Raw genomic sequence first — 22,438 nt, forward strand, 5'->3', positions numbered from 1 at the left:
ATCATGAGTAAAATCATTGCAAGTATGGCAGGCAGTGTATGGAAGGTTTTAATTAAAGTGGGTGATCAGGTAGAAGAGGGTCAAGAAGTTGTGATTTTAGAATCGATGAAAATGGAGATTCCGATTGAAGCTGAATTCGCTGGAACGGTGAAAGAAGTAAAAGTAAATGAAGGCGACTTTGTAAATGAAGGTGACGTCATTGTAGAAGTTGAATAATAATGAACCTGAACTGATTATTTATGGTGATGGGATGAAAATAGAACGAAGTTTTTCCTTTTTCTTTCGAATTTTCCAGCCAAAATACTATCTTTTCAACCAGTAGGACCGTGGGGAAGGTTCTACTGGTTTTTTTGTTGTGCAAAAAAACTCTATGATAAAGGATTTGGTGTTAAGTGTGGTCAACTTTTATTTTAGCTTTTAAATCCTATATTACGAGCCTTGTCAAAACAATTCATTTCTATGTCATAATTTAATCATAAACCATTGTATGATTTGCACAATTGAATGCAAGGTTTTTTGGATTCGTTAAACGATGACGGTGTTATGCATTATAACTAAAATAAACATGTAAGCATTTTAGTTAGTTTCCTAAAAATGTACAGTGCTGCCATAGACTAAGTTGTGTTTTGTATGGGTAGTGCATACTAATTTAAGTCCAAACATGTACAAATTTTCTGTTAATGCTTACAAACTTTCTTTTCCAAAAGGAGGTTCGATCTGCTAAAAAGTTATTTGACTGCATGATTCTAGATTTATGGGGTGTTATTCGTGGCAAATACAATCTCTGGTGATGCAGATTTTATAAAGGGAATTAATAACTCACTATTTACTGGTGTTGTGCATAGTACATTTAATCGGACTTTTAATATTAAGTGTTTCGAAAATGAAGATTTGTATACGATTGCATGCAGCAAACTTGATAATGGCCCTAATACGTTAATTATTGATGTTGATAATATGAAGCCATTAGAAATCGAAGTCAATGATCCGGTACGGGTTGAAAAAAATCTCTTGTATATTGGGGAAAAGCTAACTATTTCTAGTGATAAAGCCTATAAATGGGAAAGTATTTTACCAACCTACCCAAGTAATGTAGTAATCCTGAAACGAAATTTAATGAAAATGAAGGAATATATTAACATTCACGGTGTGGGCGGTGGAATAAAAAAAAACGTAATACCCCAAAGTCCTTTTGAAGCAGAAGTCTCGAATATGCTTGAGAAAAGAACTCTTTTGCTTTTAAACGAATTATTAAATAACCGAATATCATCTGCATTGCCACACGCGGTTTCACTTGTAGGTCTTGGGCCAGGGTTAACTCCTTCTGGGGATGATTTTTTAACAGGGTTATTTACTATTATTAATATGAAAAACAGCCCTTTTTATCTTTACCGATCATTTTGTAGAGATATTTTGATGAAAGCCAAAACCTTAACAAATGACATTAGTTACATGACTTTGAAAAAAGCTTCAATTGGAAAAGTGAGAGAGTCTATTATTTCTTTAGTTAATTCATTATTAATTGAGAATGATGAGGACTTAATTCTCTCTTTAAATAAATTATTAAACATAGGCTCAACATCCGGAACAGATATAGCTTTAGGCATTGTTTTCGGAATGGAAGCCAATATTAGAGCAGGAGGAAAAGTATGTTAGTACAAGCATTGATTAAGCCAAACACATATTTCGATTCAGTATCTTTAATGTCACTGTCCACTAAAGCGAATCAAATTGAAGAAGTTGATCAAGCCATTATTGCAATGGGTACGGAAATGAATAAAGAGGTAATGAAAAATGTCGGTTTACTGACACCTGAAGTAGAGGGAGCAGGCGCAAGTGATTTAATTATTGTCGTAAAAGCGGCAACTGACGAATTATGCGAAATCGCTTTCAAAAAAATTAATGATTTGTTTACAAAAAAGAATTCTGGTAAAAAGGGGAAAAATGACCTAAAATATTCAACTATTTCTTCTGCTGCAGTAAGTAACCCAGAAGCCAATTTAGCTATTATTGCTGTGAATGGTGCTTATGCAGCTAGAGAAGCGAAAAAGGCACTTGAAAATGATTTGCATGTCATGATATTTAGCGACAATGTTAGCATAGAAGATGAAATTGAATTAAAAAAATTAGCTCATGAAAAAGGCTTATTCATGATGGGACCAGACTGTGGAACAGCGATTATCGGCAATACAGCCCTTTGCTTCGCAAACGCAGTAAGAAAAGGGAATATTGGTATTGTTGGGGCATCAGGAACTGGCAGCCAAGAGGTAAGTGTCCGTATTCACGAATTTGGCTACGGTATTTCTCAACTGATTGGAACAGGCGGTAGAGATTTAAAAGAAGAGGTTGGCGGAATCATGATGCTTGATGGTATTCAGGCACTTGAAGACGATGAAGAGACAAAAGTCATTGTTGTTGTTTCGAAGCCACCTGCATCAAGTGTGGAAGAAAAAGTATTAGCGAAAATTAAAACATGTAAAAAACCAGTTGTCGTTTGGTTTGTTGGCGGGAATGAAGAAAAAATTACTGAAGCTGGCGCCCATTTTGCCAAAATGTCTAAAGAAGCTGCACTTAAAGCAGTACTATTGGCAGGTGCGGACGAAAGTAAGTTAAATAAACGTGCATTAAATATACCTCTTATTGAAGAAGTTCGGACAAAATTAACTCCTGAACAGAAATATGTTCGTGGACTTTTCAGCGGCGGAACTCTGGCCGATGAAGCTATGCATGCGGCTATGGAGAAATTCGATAATGTCTACAGCAATATTCAAAGAAATCCCGAGTATCGTTTAAAAGATCGTTATACGAGCCAAGAGCACACATTCATCGACTTTGGTGATGATGAATATACACAAGGTAAGCCACACCCAATGATTGATCCATCTACACGTCTTGAAAGATTTATTCAAGAGGCAAAAGATCCATCGGTTGGAGTTATTGTGATGGACTTTGTTATAGGTTATGGAGCACATGAAGATCCAGTTGGAGCTTTCCTACCTGCAATTATAGAAGCGAAACAACAGGCGGAACAAGAAGGAAGACATTTAGAAGTAATTGGATATGTTCTTGGAACAGATTTAGACCCGCAAAATTATGAAGAGCAAATTAATAAATTATTAGCTGCGGATGTAACACATGCTAGCAGCATGCAAAATGCAGGATTATTGGCTAGAGAATTCGTTGTGAAGGGAGAATAGGTATGAGTAAAATTAGCGATTTATTTAAAAGTAAACCCCATGTTATTAACGTAGGAATTGAGTCATTTAAAGATGATTTAATGCAACAAGGCTCTGAAGTCATTCATTTAGAATGGACACCGCCAGGTAGAGGAAACCCATCATTAATTGCAGCACTTGACAAGCTTGAGAGTCCAGAACTCTTGGAAAAAATCGAAGCAGCTAATCAATTGGCAGTTGAAAGAATTATTAATTCTCATCCTGTTTTAATTGGATATGATCAAGCCATTAATTGCGTACCTGGTATGACAAAAACAACGATTCTTCATGCAGGCCCTCCAATTACTTGGGATAAAATGAATGGTCCTATGAAAGGTGCCGTTACAGGTGCAATCGTATTTGAAGGATTAGCTAAGGATGTAGAAGAAGCGGCTAAACTGGCGGCATCTGGGGAGATTACCTTTTCACCATGTCATGAACACAACTGTGTAGGTTCAATGGCAGGTGTCACATCTGCGTCAATGTTTATGCATATTGTTGAAAATAAAACGTATGGCAATATTGCTTATACAAACTTAAGTGAACAATTAGCAAAAATCCTTCGAATGGGAGCCAATGATCAAAGTGTTATTGATCGTTTAATATGGATGCGCGATGTTTTCGGTCCTATTTTACGTGATGCGATGAAACTAAGTCCTAATGGAATTGACTTACGTTTAATGCTTGCGCAGGCACTTCATATGGGAGACGAGTGTCATAACCGAAATATTGCGGGTACAACATTATTAATCCAAGCTTTAACTTCGTATATTTTACAAACTGATTATACAATTGAACAAAAGAAAGAAGTCTTTGATTTCGTTGCTAGCAGTGATTACTTCTCTGGTCCTACTTGGATGGCAATGGCGAAATGTGCCCTTGATTCTGCTCACGGTATTGAAAATAGTACAGTCGTTACAACCATGGCCCGGAATGGTGTTGAATTCGGTATCCGTGTTAGCGGAATGCCTGGAAACACATGGTTTACTGGTCCTGCACAAAAAGTTATAGGTCCAATGTTTGCAGGTTACAAGCCAGAAGATTCTGGACTTGATATTGGGGACAGTGCAATTACAGAAACATATGGTTTCGGTGGGTTTGCAATGGCAACAGCTCCAGCAATAGTTGCATTAGTTGGTGGAACACCAGAGGAAGCTATTGGTTATACAACTAAAATGAAGGAAATCACAACAACAGAAAATCCTAACGTAACAATTCCGGTACTTGATTTCATGGGAATACCGACAGGGATTGATGTTCGTAAGGTTATTCAAACAGGTATAATGCCGATTATTAATACAGCAATTGCCCATAAAGATGCAGGAATCGGAATGATAGGTGCAGGAATTACCTATCCTCCAGTCGAAGCCTTTGAAAAAGCAATGCTAGCTCTAAGTGAAAACATTCGATAAAATAAATAAAAAAGTCCAGCATGATTAAAATGCTGGGCTTTTTACTTAATTCAGGTGGGTTTTTAAAAAATCAATGACTTGTTTTAGTGCATATTGAACAAGGGGATCTTGGAAATTTTTATCAAATACGTGCTCACCATTAGGAATTGTAATAAGTTTTGCTTCAACCTTTTCTTTAATAATAGCAGCCCTCATATATACTGACTGTTCGTATGGAACATCGGTATCCTTCGTTCCGTGTAATAAAAGAGTTGGTGGATATTCTTTTGTTACATGCCGATTTGGACAAAATGGATAGAGAGCTTCTTTATTATGTACAGGATTAACACCTGTAATTTCTTCGATCCAAACTCCATTCTGTCTCGCATAAACATAAAATAGAAACCGTTCTTCTACTGTTGCCTCAGTTATTATTCGATCTGTGATTAGTTTATTAGCGAGTTCCTTAGGAACAATGTCCTTTTGGCAATAATATTTGCTTGGGCTTGTTGCCCAGTTACCAAGAAGATCCCCGTATCCGTAAAAGGAAACAATTGCAAGAGGCTTATGAGTAAATGTTCCAGTAGTAAGAGCTAAAAAACCACCGGCGGAACTTCCTACAACTGCAATTTTCTTTGGGTCTATTGAAAATTGTTTGGGTCCTTCTAATTGAATCCAGTGAATTGCATCCTCAATATCCTTAAGAATTTCCGGCAGTTTTGTTGAAGGAGCCAGCCTATAGTCAATTGAAAAGAGTGAGAATCCATTGTTGGTGTAAAGTTTGATCATTTCTTCACTTATTTCTTCTCTGGTACCCCAAATTAATCCGCCACCATGAATATAAATGACAATAGGAGCATTTTCTTGGTTAGCTCTATAAAAATCTGCCTTCAGTGAGAAATTTACATCTTCTTTATAAATAACGGTTTTCTTCAATTTTATTTACACGTCCTATCTAAATATTGTTTCAGTTAATACTAAAAAAAATAGTCAAATAATGCAATGAAAAGGATTGTGCAACATAACAAATAATCCCACTGTTTGTATGTTTTTCTAATCCATAATCTAGGACATGCTTTGTACAAATGTTATTGTATAACTTGCCTAAATGAAATCCTTTTTTTTTGGTATTGGTAGCCAATGACCCAGAAAGGCTTAACGACTAAAATATAACATGTAAGGGTTACCAAATGTTATTGTTTCTTTTTTAGAATAATAAAAATCTCCGGAGAAAAACAAGATTCTCTTCGAAAAAGGAGGAAAATTAAGTAGAGTACGAGATATTGCTAACTATTTTTTCACATTCAACAAACTAATTCATATTTAGAGGTGAAATGTAATGGATCAAAAAATTCAATTTTGGAAAAAAGGGGACATTGCCGCTTCCTTCGGTTTGTTCGTTAACGTTTTGACAGACTTTTTGGTTATGATCTCATTATTAATTGGTGTAGTTGGTATGCCAAGTGAGTTTGTTTTTAAACGAATTGTTCCTGGTTTTGGATTTGCAGTACTTCTATCTGGTATTATTTTTGCTTATTTTGCCTATAAATTAGCTAAGAAAACAGGTAGAAAAGATGTTACCGCATTACCATCAGGTTCTAGTTCACCTGGAATATTTCTTATCGTATTTGTTATTATGCTTCCTTTATATCATCAAACACAGGATGCTGTTTTCACAACAACAGTCGCTGTGATTTGGGGCTTTGTTGAGGCTTCCATTTTATTCTTAGGTGCATTCCTGGGTGAAACGATTAGAAAGATCGTCCCAAGAACTGTATTGCTAGCAGCCTTGGCAGGTTTGGCATTTGTATTCTTGGGTATGAACCCAATGCTGCAATCTTTTGAAATGCCTATAGTTGCATTTGTTGCTCTTATCATTATCTTCATGAACTGGTTGAGTAAACATCCAATATTAAAAAAAATACCTACGGGTTTATTATTAATCGTAGTTGGAACGGCAATTGCTTGGATAGCTGGATATCAAAATCCTGCTGATGTTACTGAAGCTCTAAAATCATTTGGATTTAATCCTCCTATGTTGCATTTAAATGGACTTTTCGACCATTTTAGCGCTGCTTTGCCATATTTATTAACGGCTGTACCTCTAGGGTTAGCAAACTACATTTTTAACTTAGAAAACGTTGAAGCTGCTGCTGTCTGTGGTGATGAATACAAAACTCGGGATGTTATGCTTGCGAACGGTTTTTCTACTGCAATAGGTGGCCTTTGTGGTAACCCATTCCCAGTAACAGTTTATGTAGGTCATGCTGGTTGGAAAGAAGTTGGTGCTGGTTTAGGCTATTCAATTGCTAGCTCAGTTGCTATATTCCTATTATCGATTTTCAGTCTAATGGGTCTGTTGCTAGCTGTTGTCCCAATTGCCGCTATTGTTCCGATGCTGGTGTTTATTGCGATTGTAACAGGGCATCAAGTTGTCAAAGAAAGTCCGAAATTTGAAGCTCCGGCAATCTTTGTATGTTTCTTCCCATGGGTTGCTAACTGGGCACTTGTTGCTGTAAATAATGCACTTTCGGCTGCTGGTACATCTGCGGGGAATGCTGCAGGTCAAGTTTCTTCGCTTGATCTGAACAATGCAGGACTTTTCTACGATGGCTTGGTTGCTCTAGGTAATGGTGCACCTATTTCTAGTGTTCTATGGGGTTGTATCGCGGTATTTACGATCCGTAACACGCCTATTGGAGGCATAATAGCTGCAGTGTTAGCAGCCGCCTTATCTTTTATTGGTGCAATTCACACAGCCACTATCGGACTTGCACAAGTAACTGCTATGCCTTTCGTTTGGGGATATCTCCTAATTGCAGCAGTTTTAGCGTATAAGCTTTATGTAAATAAGAAAGATAATATTGGTCCTGTTACTGAGTAAAAATGAAAACTATTGGGGAATAAGAGCGTAGTGATCCTACACTTGGGTTTGATGTGAAAAAATGAAATATTGAGGCTGGGTCATTTAACAACACTAGGAGGAATTTTGACATGGATTATATGAAATTAGCTGCCGATGCAACACTTGTCGGTATGGCAAACAAGGTTGGTGGACCATTCGGTGCAACAATCGTACGCGGCGATGAAATTATCGCTGTAGTAAGCAATACAATGATGAGAGATACGGACCCATCTGCACATGCTGAAATGGTTGCGGTTCGTGAAGCTTGTAAAAAACTTGGCACGATAGATTTATCTGATTGTGTCATCTATGCGACATGTGAACCTTGTCCAATGTGTGTGTCAGCCATTATTTGGACAGGAATTAAAAAAGTGTATTACTGCAATACGAGAGAAGATGCGGATAAACATGGCTTCTCTGACATGCACTTACGCAAGTATTTAACAGGTGAAGATGAAAGTGTACTCAACATGGTTAAGGTAGAGCAAAGAGAAGATTGTGATCATTTGTTTGAATTTTTCCATAAGTATAATAAATAATAACATTGATAATTCTCCGGTGCTGCAAACAACAGCGCCGGATGAATTTTTTTACTAGGTAGACTTTCTAAATAAAACTTGTAATTCCAAGTAAATTAATGTTTATAAAAGAGGGGTATGTGATGGTGAAGACAGAAACATTAAATCAAATACTGATTAATGTTAGTGAACAAGGTGATGTTGATGTTGTCCGTCAACTTTTAGTAGAAGGGGCGCGTGTTGGTTATAAAGATGTAGATGGTCGTACTGCTTTAATGGCTGCTACTCAAAAAAATCAAATCGAAGTTGTAAAAGTACTTTTAGAAGCTGGAAGTGATGTCAACACAAGAGACATCACGCAATTAACACCTTTTATTTGTTCCGGTGCCAATGGTTTCCATGAAATTTTAAGCTTGATGCTGCCTTATGGAGCAGATTTAAACAGTGTAAACCGATTTGGCGGTACTGCATTATTACCTTCCAGTGAAAAAGGCTATCTAAAAACCGTACAAAGATGTTTGGAAGCTGGTATCCCTGTCAATCATGCCAATAATTTAGGCTGGTCGGCTCTTTTAGAGTCAGTAATTTTGGGTAACGGGGGCCGCTTATACTCCATGATTATTGAATTACTAGTAAAAGCTGGTGCAGATGTAAATTTACCAGATAGGGATGGAAAGTCTTCGCTACAGCATGCCAAAGAATTGAGGCATGAGAAAGTAGTCAAGATTCTTACTAATAGGTATGTTGAACAAAATGAATATATAAACAAAGCAAAAACTTTATATTTAGATGATAAGTACGAAGAAGTAATTTCAGAAATGAATCAAGCCATCGAGACAAATCCAAATAATCTAGATTATTATTTCTACAAGGGCTATTCTCTGCAAGAACTTAAGCGTTATGATGAAGCACTCGAGGAATTTAAAAAGGCATTAGTGATTAATCCGAATGATCTTGATTTGTATTTCTATACCGCAAATTGCTTAAGGTTAATGAAGAAACCTAAAGAGGCGCTAAGGGAATATGACAAAGTATGTGAATTAGACCCTAATGAAACCTTTTACCGTTACCATAAATCAAATTACCTAAGAGAACTAGGCCGACACGAAGAAGCTGTAGGCGAAATGGATATGCTATTAGCGCTTCAGCCGAACAGATATGATTTTTCTTTCCATAAGGCAAACAGTTTGAGGTCCCTCAGAAGGCATGAAGCAGCAATTGAGGCAATTGAAAATGCAATTGCAAACGACCCAACCAATCCATTATATCAATTGCATAAGAACCAATCACTTGAATTATTAAAAAACAATTAGAATCACAGGGGGTAAACGGATGAGGAAATTGGCTATTGTAGCTATTGGTGGCAACTCACTAGTCCGAGAAAATGGACGTGACTCTGTTCAAGATCAATATGAAGCTGTTAGTGAGACGGCCGTAAATATCGCAGATATGGTTCAAGAAGGCTACAATGTCGTTGTGACTCATGGAAATGGCCCACAGGTTGGCTTTGGACTTAGAAGGTCTGAAATTGCAAATGAAGTTGCTGGAATACCTGTTGTGCCGCTTGTCAATTGCGTTGCAGATACGCAGGGGGGAATTGGCTACCAAATTCAACAAGCATTAACCAATGAATTTACTAAAAGAGGTATAAATAAAAAAGTTGCAACGATCGTTACACAAGTTGAAGTTGACATTAATGATTCGAATTTCGAAAATCCAACAAAACCGGTTGGTTCATTCTTTACTTTAGAACAAGTGGAAGAGATGAAAATGGAACATCCTAAGTGGATTTTTATAGAAGATTCCGGACGTGGTTATCGAAGAGTGGTTCCATCACCCAAACCAATTGATATTGTTGAAAAAGAAGCGATCAATTCTTTGGTAGATGCTGGTTACGTAGTGATTTCAGTTGGCGGCGGCGGCATTCCAGTTGTAAAAACACGAGATAATGCGTATGTTGGTGTTGATGCGGTAATTGATAAGGATTTTGCGACCAGTCTTTTAGCGGAACAAGTCAATGCTGAGATATTAATCATTACAACTGGTGTTCCAAGAGTATGTATTAATTTTGGAAAACCAAATCAACTAGCCTTAGAAAAAATTACAGTAGAAGAGACAAAACAATATGTTCTTGAAAACCACTTTCCACCGGGCAGTATGCTGCCAAAAATTGAAGCTAGCCTAAGTTTCTTGGGAAATGGTGGAAAGAGAGTAGTTATTACAAATCCAGAAAGTTTAAAAGATGCAATTAATAATAAACAAGGTACTCACATTGTCAACGGCTTAAGCCTGAATAGAGATGTAGAGGTTTGTTAGAAATAATATGTGATATTTCGAAAGTCGGCACCGAGTAAAAAAGTGTCGGTTTTTTTTCTTGGAGAGCATGAATTCCAGCAAAAGGTTTGCAGTGTTTTATAAAGGAAACATGATGTCAGGAGCCATTAATTAATTTCCGGCAGAGATTTCCAAGTAAGAGAGGTGTTTTTATTGGGCTTACAAAAGTGTGAAACTTGTAAATGTTAATTTTCATGGAAAGAAATACAAAAGACAATCCGTTGGAATTATAAACCACTGGTATGTAGGAAATGTGGAACGAAGCATCAAATTTCGATACAGAGCAGGATATTTTTTACTCTTTTGATAGCAGTATTATTATTCATTTTTAGTCTACCTAGTTTATTAATTTAAGAGTTGCCGTAATTATCATTGTCTTTTTATCCGTTTTAATCAGTTTCCCTTATTTTTCAAAATATAAAGCTAAGAAATAATAAGCTAATAACAAAAGGGATATCCATGCAGGATATCCCTTAAGGTGTTGTATTAGAAAAAATCTTGGTTTATGGTGGACTATATCGGAAGGGTGGTGATCCTCTTCTTTATTGATTATGAATCTATCCGAAGTTTCTTGTTTAACAATCTAAAAATCTTTAATGCTAATTGGATTTGAAGCAGTTCCTCTGAATTCTTTAAATCAGAATTTAATATTTCTTTGATTTTCTCAATTCTATAAATGAGTGTGTTCCGATGCAAGAACATCGCTTTTGCTGTTTCACTGATATTAAGGTTATTCTGAAAATAATTTTCCAGTGTAATAATGTAGCTTGTTCCATGTGACTGATCGTTTTCATAAACTTTTCCGAGTCGCTTCATAAAGAATTCTTCTAATTCCATGTCCTTAATATTAGAATCTAAAAAGTGGTAGATAGAATGATCTTCAAAATGGGATACGCCGCCACTATCTTCAAATTTTCGCATCAATCTTATTGATTCATTTGCTTCGGAAAAGCTTTTATGAAGAGAACGAACCGTTCTGTACTGTCTGCCAATTCCGATTAAAAAGGTGGAATCACTTACTTGCTTTTTTAGAATACTGTATAGTTTATTAGTATATTGTTTTGCTTCATAAACGGAAACGGCTGGTCGGTTTTCGTGCTGTCCAATTAAGATGATGATTCGATTGTTTCGGTGAAAGCAGGTAACTTCTCCGTCTGCTGTTTTGGCGTAATCATAGATTAGATCCACACATTTCCTAGCTTTATTCTCCAAACTAACCCTTCTAGCCACCATATCCTCATACTGCTGGAACTCCTCTATTTCTATATTAATCACAATACAGTAATACATATAATTCGTATGAAGTCCGTGCATTTCACTTAGCGAATGAATGGTTTCACTAGAGGTTATTTTCCCAGTAAGCAAATCATCGAAAAAGTCATGTCTGATTTTTAATTTCACTTCCTCTATTTCCTTCGCTTTTATCCTTTCAAGTACAATGTTCGTCGATGCCTGCTCTAAAATAATGAAGTCAAATTCAGTTAATTCTCTTACTGTTTGCCATACAATAATATATCCATAAATAGAGATTGCTGCCGCAACTGGCAGGATTCTGCATTTTATTTCCATACCTTCTAAGTAATAATTTCGTTTAATCGTCCTTTTGTATTCACTTACATTTTTTGGAATAGATTCAATGAATTCTTTTGAGAACGGAGGTCTATTTTTCACCAAATCAAGACAATATGAAAGTGGGAATTTATTATTTTCATGTTCTGTATAGTCAACTAGCTTCCAATCCTCATTTACAAAAATAATCGGATTATTAATGGTCTCGGATAACATTGATAAAATTCGATCAATTCCACCGCCTTCAAGTGTAATTCTAAAGAATAAATTATGTATGTCTAGGGTTTTTCTATTTAATAAATCGTATCTTCCTGATGCTTTTTCATTAATAATTGAGATGACTCTTGATAAAGTATATTCAAATGGCAACTCCAGTAAAGGTAATCCAAGCTTATTTGCTTGGTCAATCATGTTCTGTGGGAGTTTATCAAAGTATCTTTTCATTTTGATAACTAGTCCGGCACAGTTAATGTCAGAAAGCTCCTTGATGATACGATTTTGTAATTCTTCATTGTCTTTAAAAATATATCCTGTAGATAATAGCAGTTCATTTGGTGAAAGCCAATCGAATGCCTCAGGATTTTCAATAATATTTACAATGGTTATCTCATTATTAATTCCTTTTTCCCCTGCTACTATTTTTAATCCATCAATGGCTTTAATTTCAAAAAGGTCTTTAACGGTTAACAATCTTTACACATCCTCTGTTTTCACATATCATTTCAATTGTACAACATGCTCAAATGATTTCAAGTCATTTTGGTTCGAATGAACAATGATATTTATAGGCATTTGAAATAAAATATTAATGAAAACAAGCATACTTCCATAAATCAGTTTTTATAGAATAATGGATTAAGAGCTATTTTAACTAATCCTGATAGATTAAGCGATTAATTAAAAAAAGAGATACTTTTATCCTGATGTAGTTATTTTGGATAAACAAAAACAGGATGTTATGCATAATGCCTAAATATACTAGAATAAATTTGGGCAAGATAACCAATTGAGCATAGAGTTCTTTCATAAGCTTAACAAAAAATCATATTCTGTTATAATTTATACTGTCTGGCCCTGTTCCAATATGGTTGTCGGACATTGACATTTTTTAAATTCGAAAGGTATAGAAAACAATTATGAAGACAGAAAACAAATATTTAAGTACCTTTCAATGGTTTATCTATATACTTGCTAATTCTATTGCGCTGCCAATTGTAATTGGCAATGTGTTTCAGCTCCCTTCAACAGACATTTCCTCATTAATGCAACGTACGTTTTTTATTGTAGGATTAAGTTCTTTTATTCAAGGGAAATTTGGACATAGATATCCGATAGCAGATGGTCCAGCTGGTTCTTGGGTTAGTATTTTTGTTATTTTTGCGAGCATTGGAACTCAACAAGGTTTGACAATGATGGAGACATTACAAACACTAGAGGCGGGATTAATCGTTTCTGGATTATTATTACTACTGTTAGGGATAACAAAGTGGGTTCGTCATTTACTGTTTCTCTTTTCACCCATTGTAACAGGCACATTTCTATTTATATTAGCCATTCAATTATGTGGAGTCTTTATAAGGGGAATGGTGTCAATAGATAGCAACACGGGTCAAATGGATGGGGTAAGCTTTTTCCTAGCTATTTGTATTTTTTTCTTAATTATTTTACTTTCCTCTAAAGCTAAGGGATGGGTAAAAAACTATGCGATTTTATTAGGAATCTTAGCAGGATGGATTGTATTCACTATTATTAGAAAAGGTGATCAAAGCATTTCACTATCTGTTGATTGGATTAAGCCCCCGGAAATTTTCCCGTGGGGGTTCCCCGTACTAACTGGGGGTGTATTGGTTACAGCTATCTTATTTACCTTTTTACTGATTTCTAATACATTTGCCGCTATTTCAGCAGCGGAGGAAGCAATCCCAAATAATAAGGAGCAATTCCGAGACAAGCTTAATCGGGGAACGTGGATAGGAGGAGTTTCTCATCTTTTTTCTGCCGTACTCTCAACCATTGCTGTTGTACCATTACCAGCTACAGCTGGTTTTGTCAGATTAACAAAACAATATCGGATTAATCCTTTTCTGTTTGCTTGTGGGATTATGGTATTCATTTCCTTGTCTCCAAAGATTGTAGGTCTATTGGCTTCTCTACCTTTACCGGTAGCCAGTGCAGCCCTTCTAGCTACACTAATTGAGATGCTTGGAATCGCCATTCGCTCACTGACAAAACAACCATTAAATGATAGGAATATTACCATTATTGGGGTATCCTTACTAGTAGGAATAGGAATCATGTTTTTACCGGATGATATTTTTAACGGTCTTCCATATGTCATTCAAAATATAGGGAAAAATGGTTTATTAGTAGGAACATTTCTAGCGATTATATTTGAACAACTTTGGAAACCAAAAAATTAAGCTGCAGAGATAAATATTCTGCAGCTTTTACTATTTTAATTTTCTTCAGAGAAAACATATTATCACATCCTTGCTCCCCATTTAAGTGAAAAAACCCACTTACCAACAAAACCACAACTAGGTTATAATATAAGGATGTCCAAAATGGATAGCAGGAGTCTATCCTATGAAATTGAGAAGATTTAAGTAGGTGAAATATTATCGACATCATTGAAACACGGGTGAGAGGTTTTATTGCTGATATTCAGCACCCTAAACAAAAAAAGAAAATAAATAGTAATGATTTAGAACTTCAGTTGCGCAAGCTTTTGGAAGATTATTTTGAACTGGACGGCTATATGCTGTTTCATCGTGCCATTGAAACATTGCAAGCGGAAGGACAACTTATTCCGATACAAAATAATCAGTATAATGGAAGAAACCCATCTTTGCCTTTATATTACTGGGTTAATATAAAGGCTCAGACAGACAAATGGGATCGTCTAGAGATGATGAAATTAGGTGATCAGTTTGACTTTTCCTTTTATGAACGTCACCCCGAATGGCAAACGAGAGACGAATGGATGCGAATTCATAATGTATATATGTTTCTTAAGTCTAGTCAGGTACGAGAAATCGTGTCGGTTGAAGAAAGAAGCCTCGAGCTCTTTGGTCATGAAAAATTCTTACTAGACGGTGATAGTTTTCCTGATGGAAAAGGGTTTTTAACTAGAATTGGGATATCTGAAGAGCAGCTTAAAATGGTGAACTACGGAGAGCCTTTTGTATTTTGGATCAAACAAGGGATAGAAATAAAAGATATTCAGCGGATATTGATTGTTGAAAATCTATCATTTTTCCATACTTCCATTAAGTTATTGGAAGCAAATAAACTCGATTATGAACCTGAACTGATTATTTATGGTGAAGGGATGAAAATTGAACGAAGTTTTTCTTTTTTCTATCGAATGTTTCCGCCAAAAAACTATCTTTTTTATTACGTAGGAGACCTTGATGCGGAAGGATATGGTATCCTCATTAGGCTTATAGAAAAATATCCCGAATCCTGTATCCAGCCTGCGATAAAAATTTATCGCAAAATGCTCGAATGTCTAGAACAAAGGAATGAGCAAAAACAAGGACAAACACAAAACGTCAAATACCGTGATGCAATCTTTCAATGGTTTACGGAAGAAGAACAAGCTTTATTGCAGCAGTTATGGCGAGAAAATAAGCGGATAGCTCAAGAAGTCTTAACAATAGAAACCTGGAGGTGACGGATGTGAACGAATCATGGGAAGGTTTCGCCCAGCGGATGCAACGATTAAATCCACTGTTTGAGCTCGGGAGAGGAATGGATGTAGGGGAGTTGAAGCCCCATATCCAAACGATTCTCATGCAGGTGCTCCTCACCATCTTTTATAGAGAGTTAAATGATGATGATACGAGACGCAAATCAGATATCAGGTATATGGTAGAAGATTCTATTAAGCATATGAAGCTGTTAGCAGATGATAAGCAACTGGAACGGATTACAAGTGGGCTCCTGTATCAAGGAAAAGAAGAATTTAGTAAACCGTTTGAAGCCTTATATTACGATGAAATTAGACAATCCTGGGAAACACAAACCTTTCGATATGTCACAATGGATGAATTATATACGAATCTAGAAATGGGCGGGTCGATTGTTTATAAACTCACAGATGTTGCTCAGGAAATGATTTTTATGAGCAGGGAAATGGCTGAGGAATTTTCAATCACGATTGAACAGCTCTATAGTATGCAGCTGATTAAAAACGGTAATTTCAGGAAAGCTACTCGAAACCTCGATCACCTCATTTCACGAGTAAACCGCTTAATGGCAAAAGAATTCACCTTTCAAAAGGAAATGATCAATAATCCCAAAATCTTATTGATTGAAGAAGAATGGCAAAGAGCCGACAATCGTGCTGAAATAGAAAATCAATTTGAAGAGGAAAAAAATCACTTCCGAACCATTACGAGTATGATAGAAAAAACGAAACGAAGAAATGAAGAAGATGATTCAATACAGAAAGAATTGATCGTTCTCCAGGAAAAAATTGGCCATACAAGGCAATTGCATGATCGTTTTGCAAAGCTAGTCATTCAAAATATTTCCTATGAGATGAAATTAAAGGCGGAAAATCCTTCATTGTTTTGGGAAAATAGCCTAGTTTCCTTTCGAGAACATATTTATGAAAATTGGTTCCTGAAGGAAGGCGTTCAACGATTTGAGGTACTAGAAAGCGTACTTTCTCCTTTATTTTCACCAAAGAATGAATTTATTTTGCCGCTCGATTGGATTTGGGGCGAACAAGAATTTGATGAAAAACAACTGACAAAGACGGTTGTTGAAGAGGAAGCAGAAGAAAGTATTACTCGTCAGCGAGTAACAAACTGGGACTCTGTTATTAAGGCATGGAGTTATGTTTTTCAATATTTGCAAACATACGGTGAGTTTTCTTTAGCAGATTTAGTAGAGTTACCATTAGAAGTGCAGGATTTATGGTTTGAAGAATCTGAAACGATAGATTTATGGATGATGTTTGATAAAAAACCGCTAAAGATTCAAGTGCTACATCGAAAAGAAGAAACATTAAGCGATGAGCGAGAAATACTTCTTAATAAACTAATGATAGAGTATCCGCAATTTCAATCTTTTGAAGGCTTGAAGGTCTTTACAAAGTTTGATCACAGAGCGGAGCCTTTCAACTGGTATAGAATGAAAATTACCCCATTTAAAATATGTGTAGAGGAGGAAAAGTGATGAATGCAGAAACGATCAAAAGAGCATCCGCTGTCTATTTTACTTTATTAAAAGATAAAGTAATCGACGAAAATAGTGAACACTTCCAGACTTATTTTGATCCGGATGTAAGACAGACCGTTCTTTTACTAGCAGACGAATCAGGTACATATATCATTGAATCGCCTAAACGCATCCAATTAGTTGTCCAGCCAACAGGCTCCGTCTTTGCTACGAATTTTACCCATATGAAAGATAAGCATCGGCAAATCGAAACGAAAAAACACTTTCATCTAGTTAGCGTTGTTATTATGTCTTTTTTAGCAACTATAGATCGCAACCAGGCTGCAAAGATTCGTACGAAGCGGGAAGGGATAAGCTATTACGCATTAGAACGGCAAGTTAACGACTTGATAAGTAATTGGGATAGCATTCTTAAAACTAGACCTGCCTTCGGAGAAGATGAACGTATTGATATGAAGGAAGTTGTGACAACCTGGAAATACATGGAGGTTGACACAGAGGATTATGGAGTTAAAAAAGGCAATAGACGAACGAGAATCGGTTTAATTGCCAACGCTATGCGCTTATTAGAGACGGAAGGGCTGATCGTCATCCTCGATCGGGACGATATTCCCAAGGCGATTCCAAAACAAGAGCTTTTTGAACGAATTGAATACCTGTATCATGATTATGATCGTTATGAATTATTCAAAAAATTAATGACTTCAGAGGTGGATGAGCATGCCGAAAATCTATCGAATTAGAATTGTTGGCCTAAAGTATGATGGCATGCAAAAGCAATATAAAGATACCACATTTAATTTCCATAACGAAGAGACCTCAACAAATGGTTTAATTGCGATGATGAATGGCGGTGGGAAAGGTGTGTTCCTGCAAACAATCTTCCAAATACTTAAACCTGGAACATCTTGGGGAAAACAAAATAATCGTTATTATCAGCAGTATTTTTTTAATAATAAAGAGCAATTTATTCCCTATACCTTTCATGTGCTCATTCAATGGGAATTGGACGGTGCAGACCGCAGGCATCTGATAACTGGGGGAATGTTTTCTGCCGAACAAAGGATTTCATTGAGTGAAGAAAGTGGAAACGAAAGTAAGACATTGGAACAGGAAGCAAAGATTCTACCTAATATTACCTTTTATACAAGGGAATTTGAACGGAAAGAAGAGGCGTCGCTTGAACATATTCCGCTTTTTGAAAATGATGAAGTCGCTGAAACTGAAAGCTTGAAGGACTATTTAAAGTGGAATGGTTTTGATGTTTACCGAGATACCAAGAAGCATTATCGTATCCTTGATACATACGGAATTAACCGTAAAGACTGGGATATTATGAAGGAGATTAACAAGGATGAAGGGGGCGTTGGGAAATACTTTGAGGGCGCGGAGGATGATCATTCTCTGTTCCAAAAACGAATCATTCCCACCGTTAGCCAAGTATTACATCGAACCGAACATCAAAAGAATGATCTTGTGGAGATTTTCAAAAGTCAGGCGAGTATCGCGAAGGACTTACCTATTCTCTTAAAAAGAGAGCAAGCCCATAAAGAGTTTTTAGAGGATATTGTCCCATTTGAAGAGCACTTAGCTAAAGGGGTCGAACATAAAGAAATTGTTGATGTGAGTATAAAGGTAGGAAGACAGCTGCTAGGTGCGCTAGAGTATTTGAAGCAATCGGAAGAGGAAACGCTGCGTACTTTAGAGAAAGATATTGAGAAATTAACCTTAAAACAAGCAGATTTACGCTATCAAAAAGACAATTTAGAATTTGCAGTCGCTCATAGAGAGGTAATTAATTGGGATAGGAAGTTAGTGGAAGAAAGGAAAAAGCATATTTCCTTACAAGAGATTCTTATAGAAAAACAGGAACGAAAAGAACAGTTGAGCTTTCAACTTTTGTTAAAAGAATGGAATGAGAACGAACAAACAATTCGTGCACTTTCACAGCAGATAGCGAAATTGGAACAAAATAGCGGCTTAGAGCAAGTGAATCAAAGAATGGATGAAATCAAACAAGAAGCTATCAAAAAATGGGAGCAGTCCTATCTATCAATTCAAGAAGCCGTTAGGACATATCTTGGGTATCAAAAATTCTTAAAGAAAAAAGGATCAGAGCTGTCCGTAAAGGATAAACAAAAGACAAAATCCATCGCAAAGCTTAGTACGGAGATTGATTTACTATATACCCAAATGCATACCTTTGAGACTAAGGAAGCGGCACTCATCCAAGAATTCGGTGACCGCTTAACCTATGATTTAAAAGGCTATACCCTCATGCTTTCTAAACAAATTGAGGAGAAAAAGGCTAAGCTGGAAGAACTGCAAGCAAAGGATAAAGAATCTAGAAAGAGGCAAACAGAACTTGCCACTTCCCAGGGGACGATTGTCCAATCTATTAAGTTTTCAGAAGAAAAATGTAATGAGTTAAATCTAGCAAACGAAGCGCAAAAGCAAAAAGAAGCAAAACTATTTGATAAGCTTCACGGATTAGTAACAGATATTACTGCACCTTTTACTCACTCGCTCTTGTCTAAATATGCAATTCAGATAGAAGAGATACTGGGCCAAAACAAACAGCAGGGTGAACAAATAAAAAAAGAACTTTGGGAAACGCAGCTCGACCACCGTTTAAATGATGAGCACTTCTGGATTGCCAATAAAGATGTAAAAGAGCTAAAGGAATGGATTGATGAGAAGACGGGCATCGATGTGTTTTATGGAACTCAATACCTCCAATCATTAAAAACAGAAGAATTGGCGAAGCTCATTATTACTTATCCGCTTTTACCATACGGTTTGGTCGTAAATGGGCAGCAATGGCAAAAAATTAATCAGCAGGTTCTTTCTGGAAGAATGTTTAAAAGTCCTGTTCCCATTTTCTTACGTGAGGAAATGAACAGCGAAAATCACGAGCAATCGTTTGTGATCATTAATGGAACGGAGCAAGAGCTGTTAACAGATAAAAATCAATTTACTAACTGGAAAATTAAGATTGCTAAGCAAATAGATGAAAAGAAAGATACTCTGCTTGAAATTGAAAAAACAGAATCATCCTTACGTCGAATGTTAAAAGAAATCGATCGATTTTTATCAAACCAACTTTCTAGTGATATTGAAAAAGCTCTCAATCAGGAACAGAATGCACTTTTTTCTAAGAGAACAAAATTTCAAGAAATCACCACACTAGAAGAAAAAGAAAAAGAATTACAACTAGGGTTAAGAGAACAACTGGAGAAAACAACGCAAAAGATAGAAAAGCTTACCAACGATGTAGAAACATTAGAAGATTTTGAACGCGAAAAAACGCAGTATCAAGAAAATAAACGGGTGAAGCTGGAAAAAGTGAAACAAAAGGAAGCCTATGTCGACCTTCAGCAAGAGATAGGTAAAGAGCACCAAATAATTGTTGACCTTCAAAACGAGTGGAATCAAACGTATTTTGAATGGAAGCTGACAACGGAACAAACGATAAAGGAGATAAGGTTCTTTATTAAAGAAGCGGTTTTTCCTGCAGATGAAAAAGCGGACCAAAGTGAAGAAATTCCGCGTTTATCACCACATTTATTAGAAGAGATTAATGGGAGTATTGAAGAGCTAAAGCAGCTCCAAAAATCAAAAGAAGAACAGGCAAGAGAGTTACTTGTTATTCAAGCAAAAATAGAAACGGAACAAAAGCAGCAAACGAAATTAGAGAAAAAACTCAATACTCATAGTATCGATTGGAATCAAGCTACCGTCCCTGACGAACCTATAAGTATATTAGAAAATATGATCCAAACCGCACAAAAGGAAGCAAAGACAGCTGAAAAAGAGGAACGGGAACAAGGTACGGCTGTAACAGTAGCAGAAACGTCCTTAAAGCATGCGACCGAACAACGTGACAAGTCAGGTAAAAAAATTGCAAAGCATGAAAAACAGCCTGAAGAATGGGAAGATCTTGACCTTGATGTAAAGGCCCTAGAAATTAAAGACCAAATGAAAATTACGAAAGAAGAAGTAAAACAGGCTGAGAAACGCCAAAAAGAAACAGAAACGAATATTACTGGTTACGAAGGAGACTTGTTAACTTTATCCGTTATCCTAAAGGAAGAAGCGGCAGTATTTACGGATAATGAATTAGAAATGATTAAGAGCCAAGGTAGAGCATGTATTCTATCCTGGTGTGAAGAACATCAAGCGATACAGGAGGAAGGCAAAGAGAAGCATGCGAAAATTGAGCAATCATTACGTAATTTGAAGCTTACGATTGAAGGAAAAGATTGGGAAATTCGTTTTAAGAATGAAGTATTAACAACATTAGACCATATGGATATGAGGCACTATACCCATGTTCAAAGTGTCGTCAAAAATATGAAGCGTTTTTCACAAAGCGGGTTGGAACAATTAGAACGCGACAAAGAAAGAGCAGAACAGGCTCAAAACTTCTGGTCTAGCCGTGCCAGCATGAAAGTGATGAGCATTTCAGAGGCCATTCGTTCGATGATTGCAAAAATGAAGCTAAAAAATGAACGAGGATCCTTTCCACTCGTCCAGCTCAAGGAGGACATCTTACCTAAAAAAGCTGAAGATATTGAACCGCTGCTAAAGCAGCATTTTGTAGCAGCTATTAACAAAATTACCAAACAATTTGATCGGATTGATGATCATAATCAATCATTAGACCAAGAAATAAAACAACTCATTAGTGATGAGCAAATATTATTTGTTTCACTAAGAAGTCGATATCCAGAGCTACTTGTCTATAATATGCGAACGGATAATGCCTTTATGTATGGGAAGCCGCAAAGGGAGCATTATTCAACCTGGCAGACAATTAATCAAGGTTCCAAGACGAAATCTGATGGAAGTGGTGGACAAAAGCTATCAGCTCGAATGGTTATGATGATGATGTTATTGTCCGTTAAAAGCGAAACAGATCATAGCTGGGTTCCTTTAGTCTGTGATAATCCGTTCGGACAAGCTGCCTCGGCACACGTCCTTGACCCGATATTTGCCGTTGCTGAAAAGCTAAAGTTCCAATTCATCGTTGTTACTCCACCTGAATTGGTGAAAACGGAAATTAGTCAAAGATTTGATGCCTATTATAAATTGGACTTTATTCGTGAAAAAGGAAAAGAAATTGTTTCTGACACGATTGTTCCAGCCTTTCGGATTTACCAGGGAGAGGAAGCAGCTCTAGTAAAGTAAGACAATGATAAATTGAAGACTAACGTAAAAATCCCACTATCTTATGGAAAGTGGGATTTTATGTTATATCTTAGAGAATCCAGAACGTGTTGCAAAATTGAATTTAAAAGAATTATCATGAGAGAT

General features: G+C 36.4%; 15 protein-coding genes. 13 read left to right on the forward strand and 2 right to left on the reverse strand.

Translation table 11 applies throughout. From position 1 onward, the window contains the following. The first annotated feature begins 3 nt into the window (after nt 1-3). The 4 genes from NSS81_RS21625 to NSS81_RS21640 all read left to right on the forward strand — a co-directional run bounded on the left by NSS81_RS21625 (nt 4) and on the right by NSS81_RS21640 (nt 4,627). Nucleotides 4-216: an acetyl-CoA carboxylase biotin carboxyl carrier protein subunit gene (locus NSS81_RS21625; RefSeq protein ID WP_342430685.1), complete on the forward strand. Its 213-nt coding sequence runs from the start codon at nt 4-6 to the stop codon at nt 214-216. Nucleotides 217-768: 552 nt separating this feature from the next. Continuing rightward, a complete protein-coding gene (locus NSS81_RS21630) occupies nt 769-1,656 on the forward strand; it encodes a DUF2877 domain-containing protein (protein ID WP_342430686.1) in 888 nt (295 codons plus the stop codon). Then, nucleotides 1,650-3,197 (forward strand): acyl-CoA synthetase FdrA, encoded by a 1,548-nt coding sequence (fdrA, locus tag NSS81_RS21635; protein WP_342430687.1) that lies wholly within the window; start codon nt 1,650-1,652, stop codon nt 3,195-3,197. Before NSS81_RS21630 ends, fdrA begins: the two co-directional genes overlap by 7 nt. Nucleotides 3,198-3,199: 2 nt before the next feature. Continuing rightward, the gene (locus NSS81_RS21640; RefSeq protein WP_342430688.1) at nt 3,200-4,627 is read left to right on the forward strand and encodes a DUF1116 domain-containing protein; all 1,428 of its coding nucleotides are present in this window, start codon (nt 3,200-3,202) and stop codon (nt 4,625-4,627) included. A gap of 45 nt (nt 4,628-4,672) precedes the next feature. Here NSS81_RS21640 and NSS81_RS21645 read toward each other — a convergent pair whose 3' ends face one another. After that, nucleotides 4,673-5,542, reverse strand: a complete 870-nt coding sequence (locus tag NSS81_RS21645; protein ID WP_342430689.1) for an alpha/beta hydrolase — start codon at nt 5,540-5,542, stop codon at nt 4,673-4,675. Nucleotides 5,543-5,945: 403 nt separating this feature from the next. On the opposite strand from NSS81_RS21645, the gene NSS81_RS21650 reads away from it, so the two are divergent. The 4 genes from NSS81_RS21650 (at nt 5,946) to arcC (ending at nt 10,345) form a co-directional block, all read left to right on the forward strand. Further along, nucleotides 5,946-7,490: a xanthine permease gene (locus NSS81_RS21650; RefSeq protein ID WP_342430690.1), complete on the forward strand. Its 1,545-nt coding sequence runs from the start codon at nt 5,946-5,948 to the stop codon at nt 7,488-7,490. Nucleotides 7,491-7,600: 110 nt separating this feature from the next. Next, complete coding sequence (locus NSS81_RS21655) at nt 7,601-8,050, forward strand: nucleoside deaminase (RefSeq protein WP_342430691.1); 450 nt, start codon at nt 7,601-7,603, stop codon at nt 8,048-8,050. Between the two features lie 122 nt (nt 8,051-8,172). Beyond that, entirely contained in the window at nt 8,173-9,342 is a 1,170-nt protein-coding gene (locus NSS81_RS21660; protein ID WP_342430692.1) for an ankyrin repeat domain-containing protein, read from the forward strand. 19 nt (nt 9,343-9,361) lie between these two features. Continuing rightward, nucleotides 9,362-10,345 carry a carbamate kinase gene (gene arcC, locus NSS81_RS21665; RefSeq protein ID WP_342430693.1) on the forward strand — a complete coding sequence of 328 codons (984 nt, stop codon included), beginning with the start codon at nt 9,362-9,364 and terminating at the stop codon, nt 10,343-10,345. Nucleotides 10,346-10,912: 567 nt separating this feature from the next. Here the strand turns inward: arcC and NSS81_RS21670 are convergent. Continuing rightward, entirely contained in the window at nt 10,913-12,622 is a 1,710-nt protein-coding gene (locus NSS81_RS21670) for a PucR family transcriptional regulator ligand-binding domain-containing protein (protein ID WP_342430694.1), read from the reverse strand. Nucleotides 12,623-13,068: 446 nt separating this feature from the next. Between NSS81_RS21670 and NSS81_RS21675 the strand changes: the two genes are divergently transcribed. The 5 genes from NSS81_RS21675 to NSS81_RS21695 all read left to right on the forward strand — a co-directional run bounded on the left by NSS81_RS21675 (nt 13,069) and on the right by NSS81_RS21695 (nt 22,312). Further along, a complete protein-coding gene (locus NSS81_RS21675) occupies nt 13,069-14,352 on the forward strand; it encodes a purine/pyrimidine permease (RefSeq protein ID WP_342430695.1) in 1,284 nt (427 codons plus the stop codon). 221 nt (nt 14,353-14,573) lie between these two features. Then, entirely contained in the window at nt 14,574-15,608 is a 1,035-nt protein-coding gene (locus NSS81_RS21680; RefSeq protein WP_342430696.1) for a Wadjet anti-phage system protein JetD domain-containing protein, read from the forward strand. Between the two features lie 5 nt (nt 15,609-15,613). After that, the gene (locus NSS81_RS21685) at nt 15,614-17,119 is read left to right on the forward strand and encodes a hypothetical protein (RefSeq protein ID WP_342430697.1); all 1,506 of its coding nucleotides are present in this window, start codon (nt 15,614-15,616) and stop codon (nt 17,117-17,119) included. Next, entirely contained in the window at nt 17,119-17,865 is a 747-nt protein-coding gene (locus NSS81_RS21690) for a DUF6063 family protein (RefSeq protein ID WP_342430698.1), read from the forward strand. The genes NSS81_RS21685 and NSS81_RS21690 overlap by 1 nt, the downstream gene beginning before the upstream one ends. Beyond that, nucleotides 17,843-22,312, forward strand: a complete 4,470-nt coding sequence (locus NSS81_RS21695; protein ID WP_342430699.1) for a hypothetical protein — start codon at nt 17,843-17,845, stop codon at nt 22,310-22,312. Before NSS81_RS21690 ends, NSS81_RS21695 begins: the two co-directional genes overlap by 23 nt. Nucleotides 22,313-22,438 lie beyond the last annotated feature (126 nt).

This window comes from Neobacillus sp. FSL H8-0543, assembly GCF_038592905.1.
GTDB lineage: Bacteria > Bacillota > Bacilli > Bacillales > Cytobacillaceae > Neobacillus.

Excerpts from the sequence above, each read along its gene's own strand:
- NSS81_RS21625 (WP_342430685.1), top strand. The coding sequence starts at position 4 with ATGAGTAAAATCATTGCAAGTATGGCAGGCAGTGTATGGAAGGTTTTA.
- fdrA (WP_342430687.1), top strand. The coding sequence starts at position 1,650 with ATGTTAGTACAAGCATTGATTAAGCCAAACACATATTTCGATTCAGTA.
- NSS81_RS21640 (WP_342430688.1), top strand. The coding sequence starts at position 3,200 with ATGAGTAAAATTAGCGATTTATTTAAAAGTAAACCCCATGTTATTAAC.
- NSS81_RS21650 (WP_342430690.1), top strand. The coding sequence starts at position 5,946 with ATGGATCAAAAAATTCAATTTTGGAAAAAAGGGGACATTGCCGCTTCC.
- NSS81_RS21655 (WP_342430691.1), top strand. The coding sequence starts at position 7,601 with ATGGATTATATGAAATTAGCTGCCGATGCAACACTTGTCGGTATGGCA.
- NSS81_RS21660 (WP_342430692.1), top strand. The coding sequence starts at position 8,173 with ATGGTGAAGACAGAAACATTAAATCAAATACTGATTAATGTTAGTGAA.
- arcC (WP_342430693.1), top strand. The coding sequence starts at position 9,362 with ATGAGGAAATTGGCTATTGTAGCTATTGGTGGCAACTCACTAGTCCGA.
- NSS81_RS21675 (WP_342430695.1), top strand. The coding sequence starts at position 13,069 with ATGAAGACAGAAAACAAATATTTAAGTACCTTTCAATGGTTTATCTAT.
- NSS81_RS21690 (WP_342430698.1), top strand. The coding sequence starts at position 17,119 with ATGAATGCAGAAACGATCAAAAGAGCATCCGCTGTCTATTTTACTTTA.
- NSS81_RS21695 (WP_342430699.1), top strand. The coding sequence starts at position 17,843 with ATGCCGAAAATCTATCGAATTAGAATTGTTGGCCTAAAGTATGATGGC.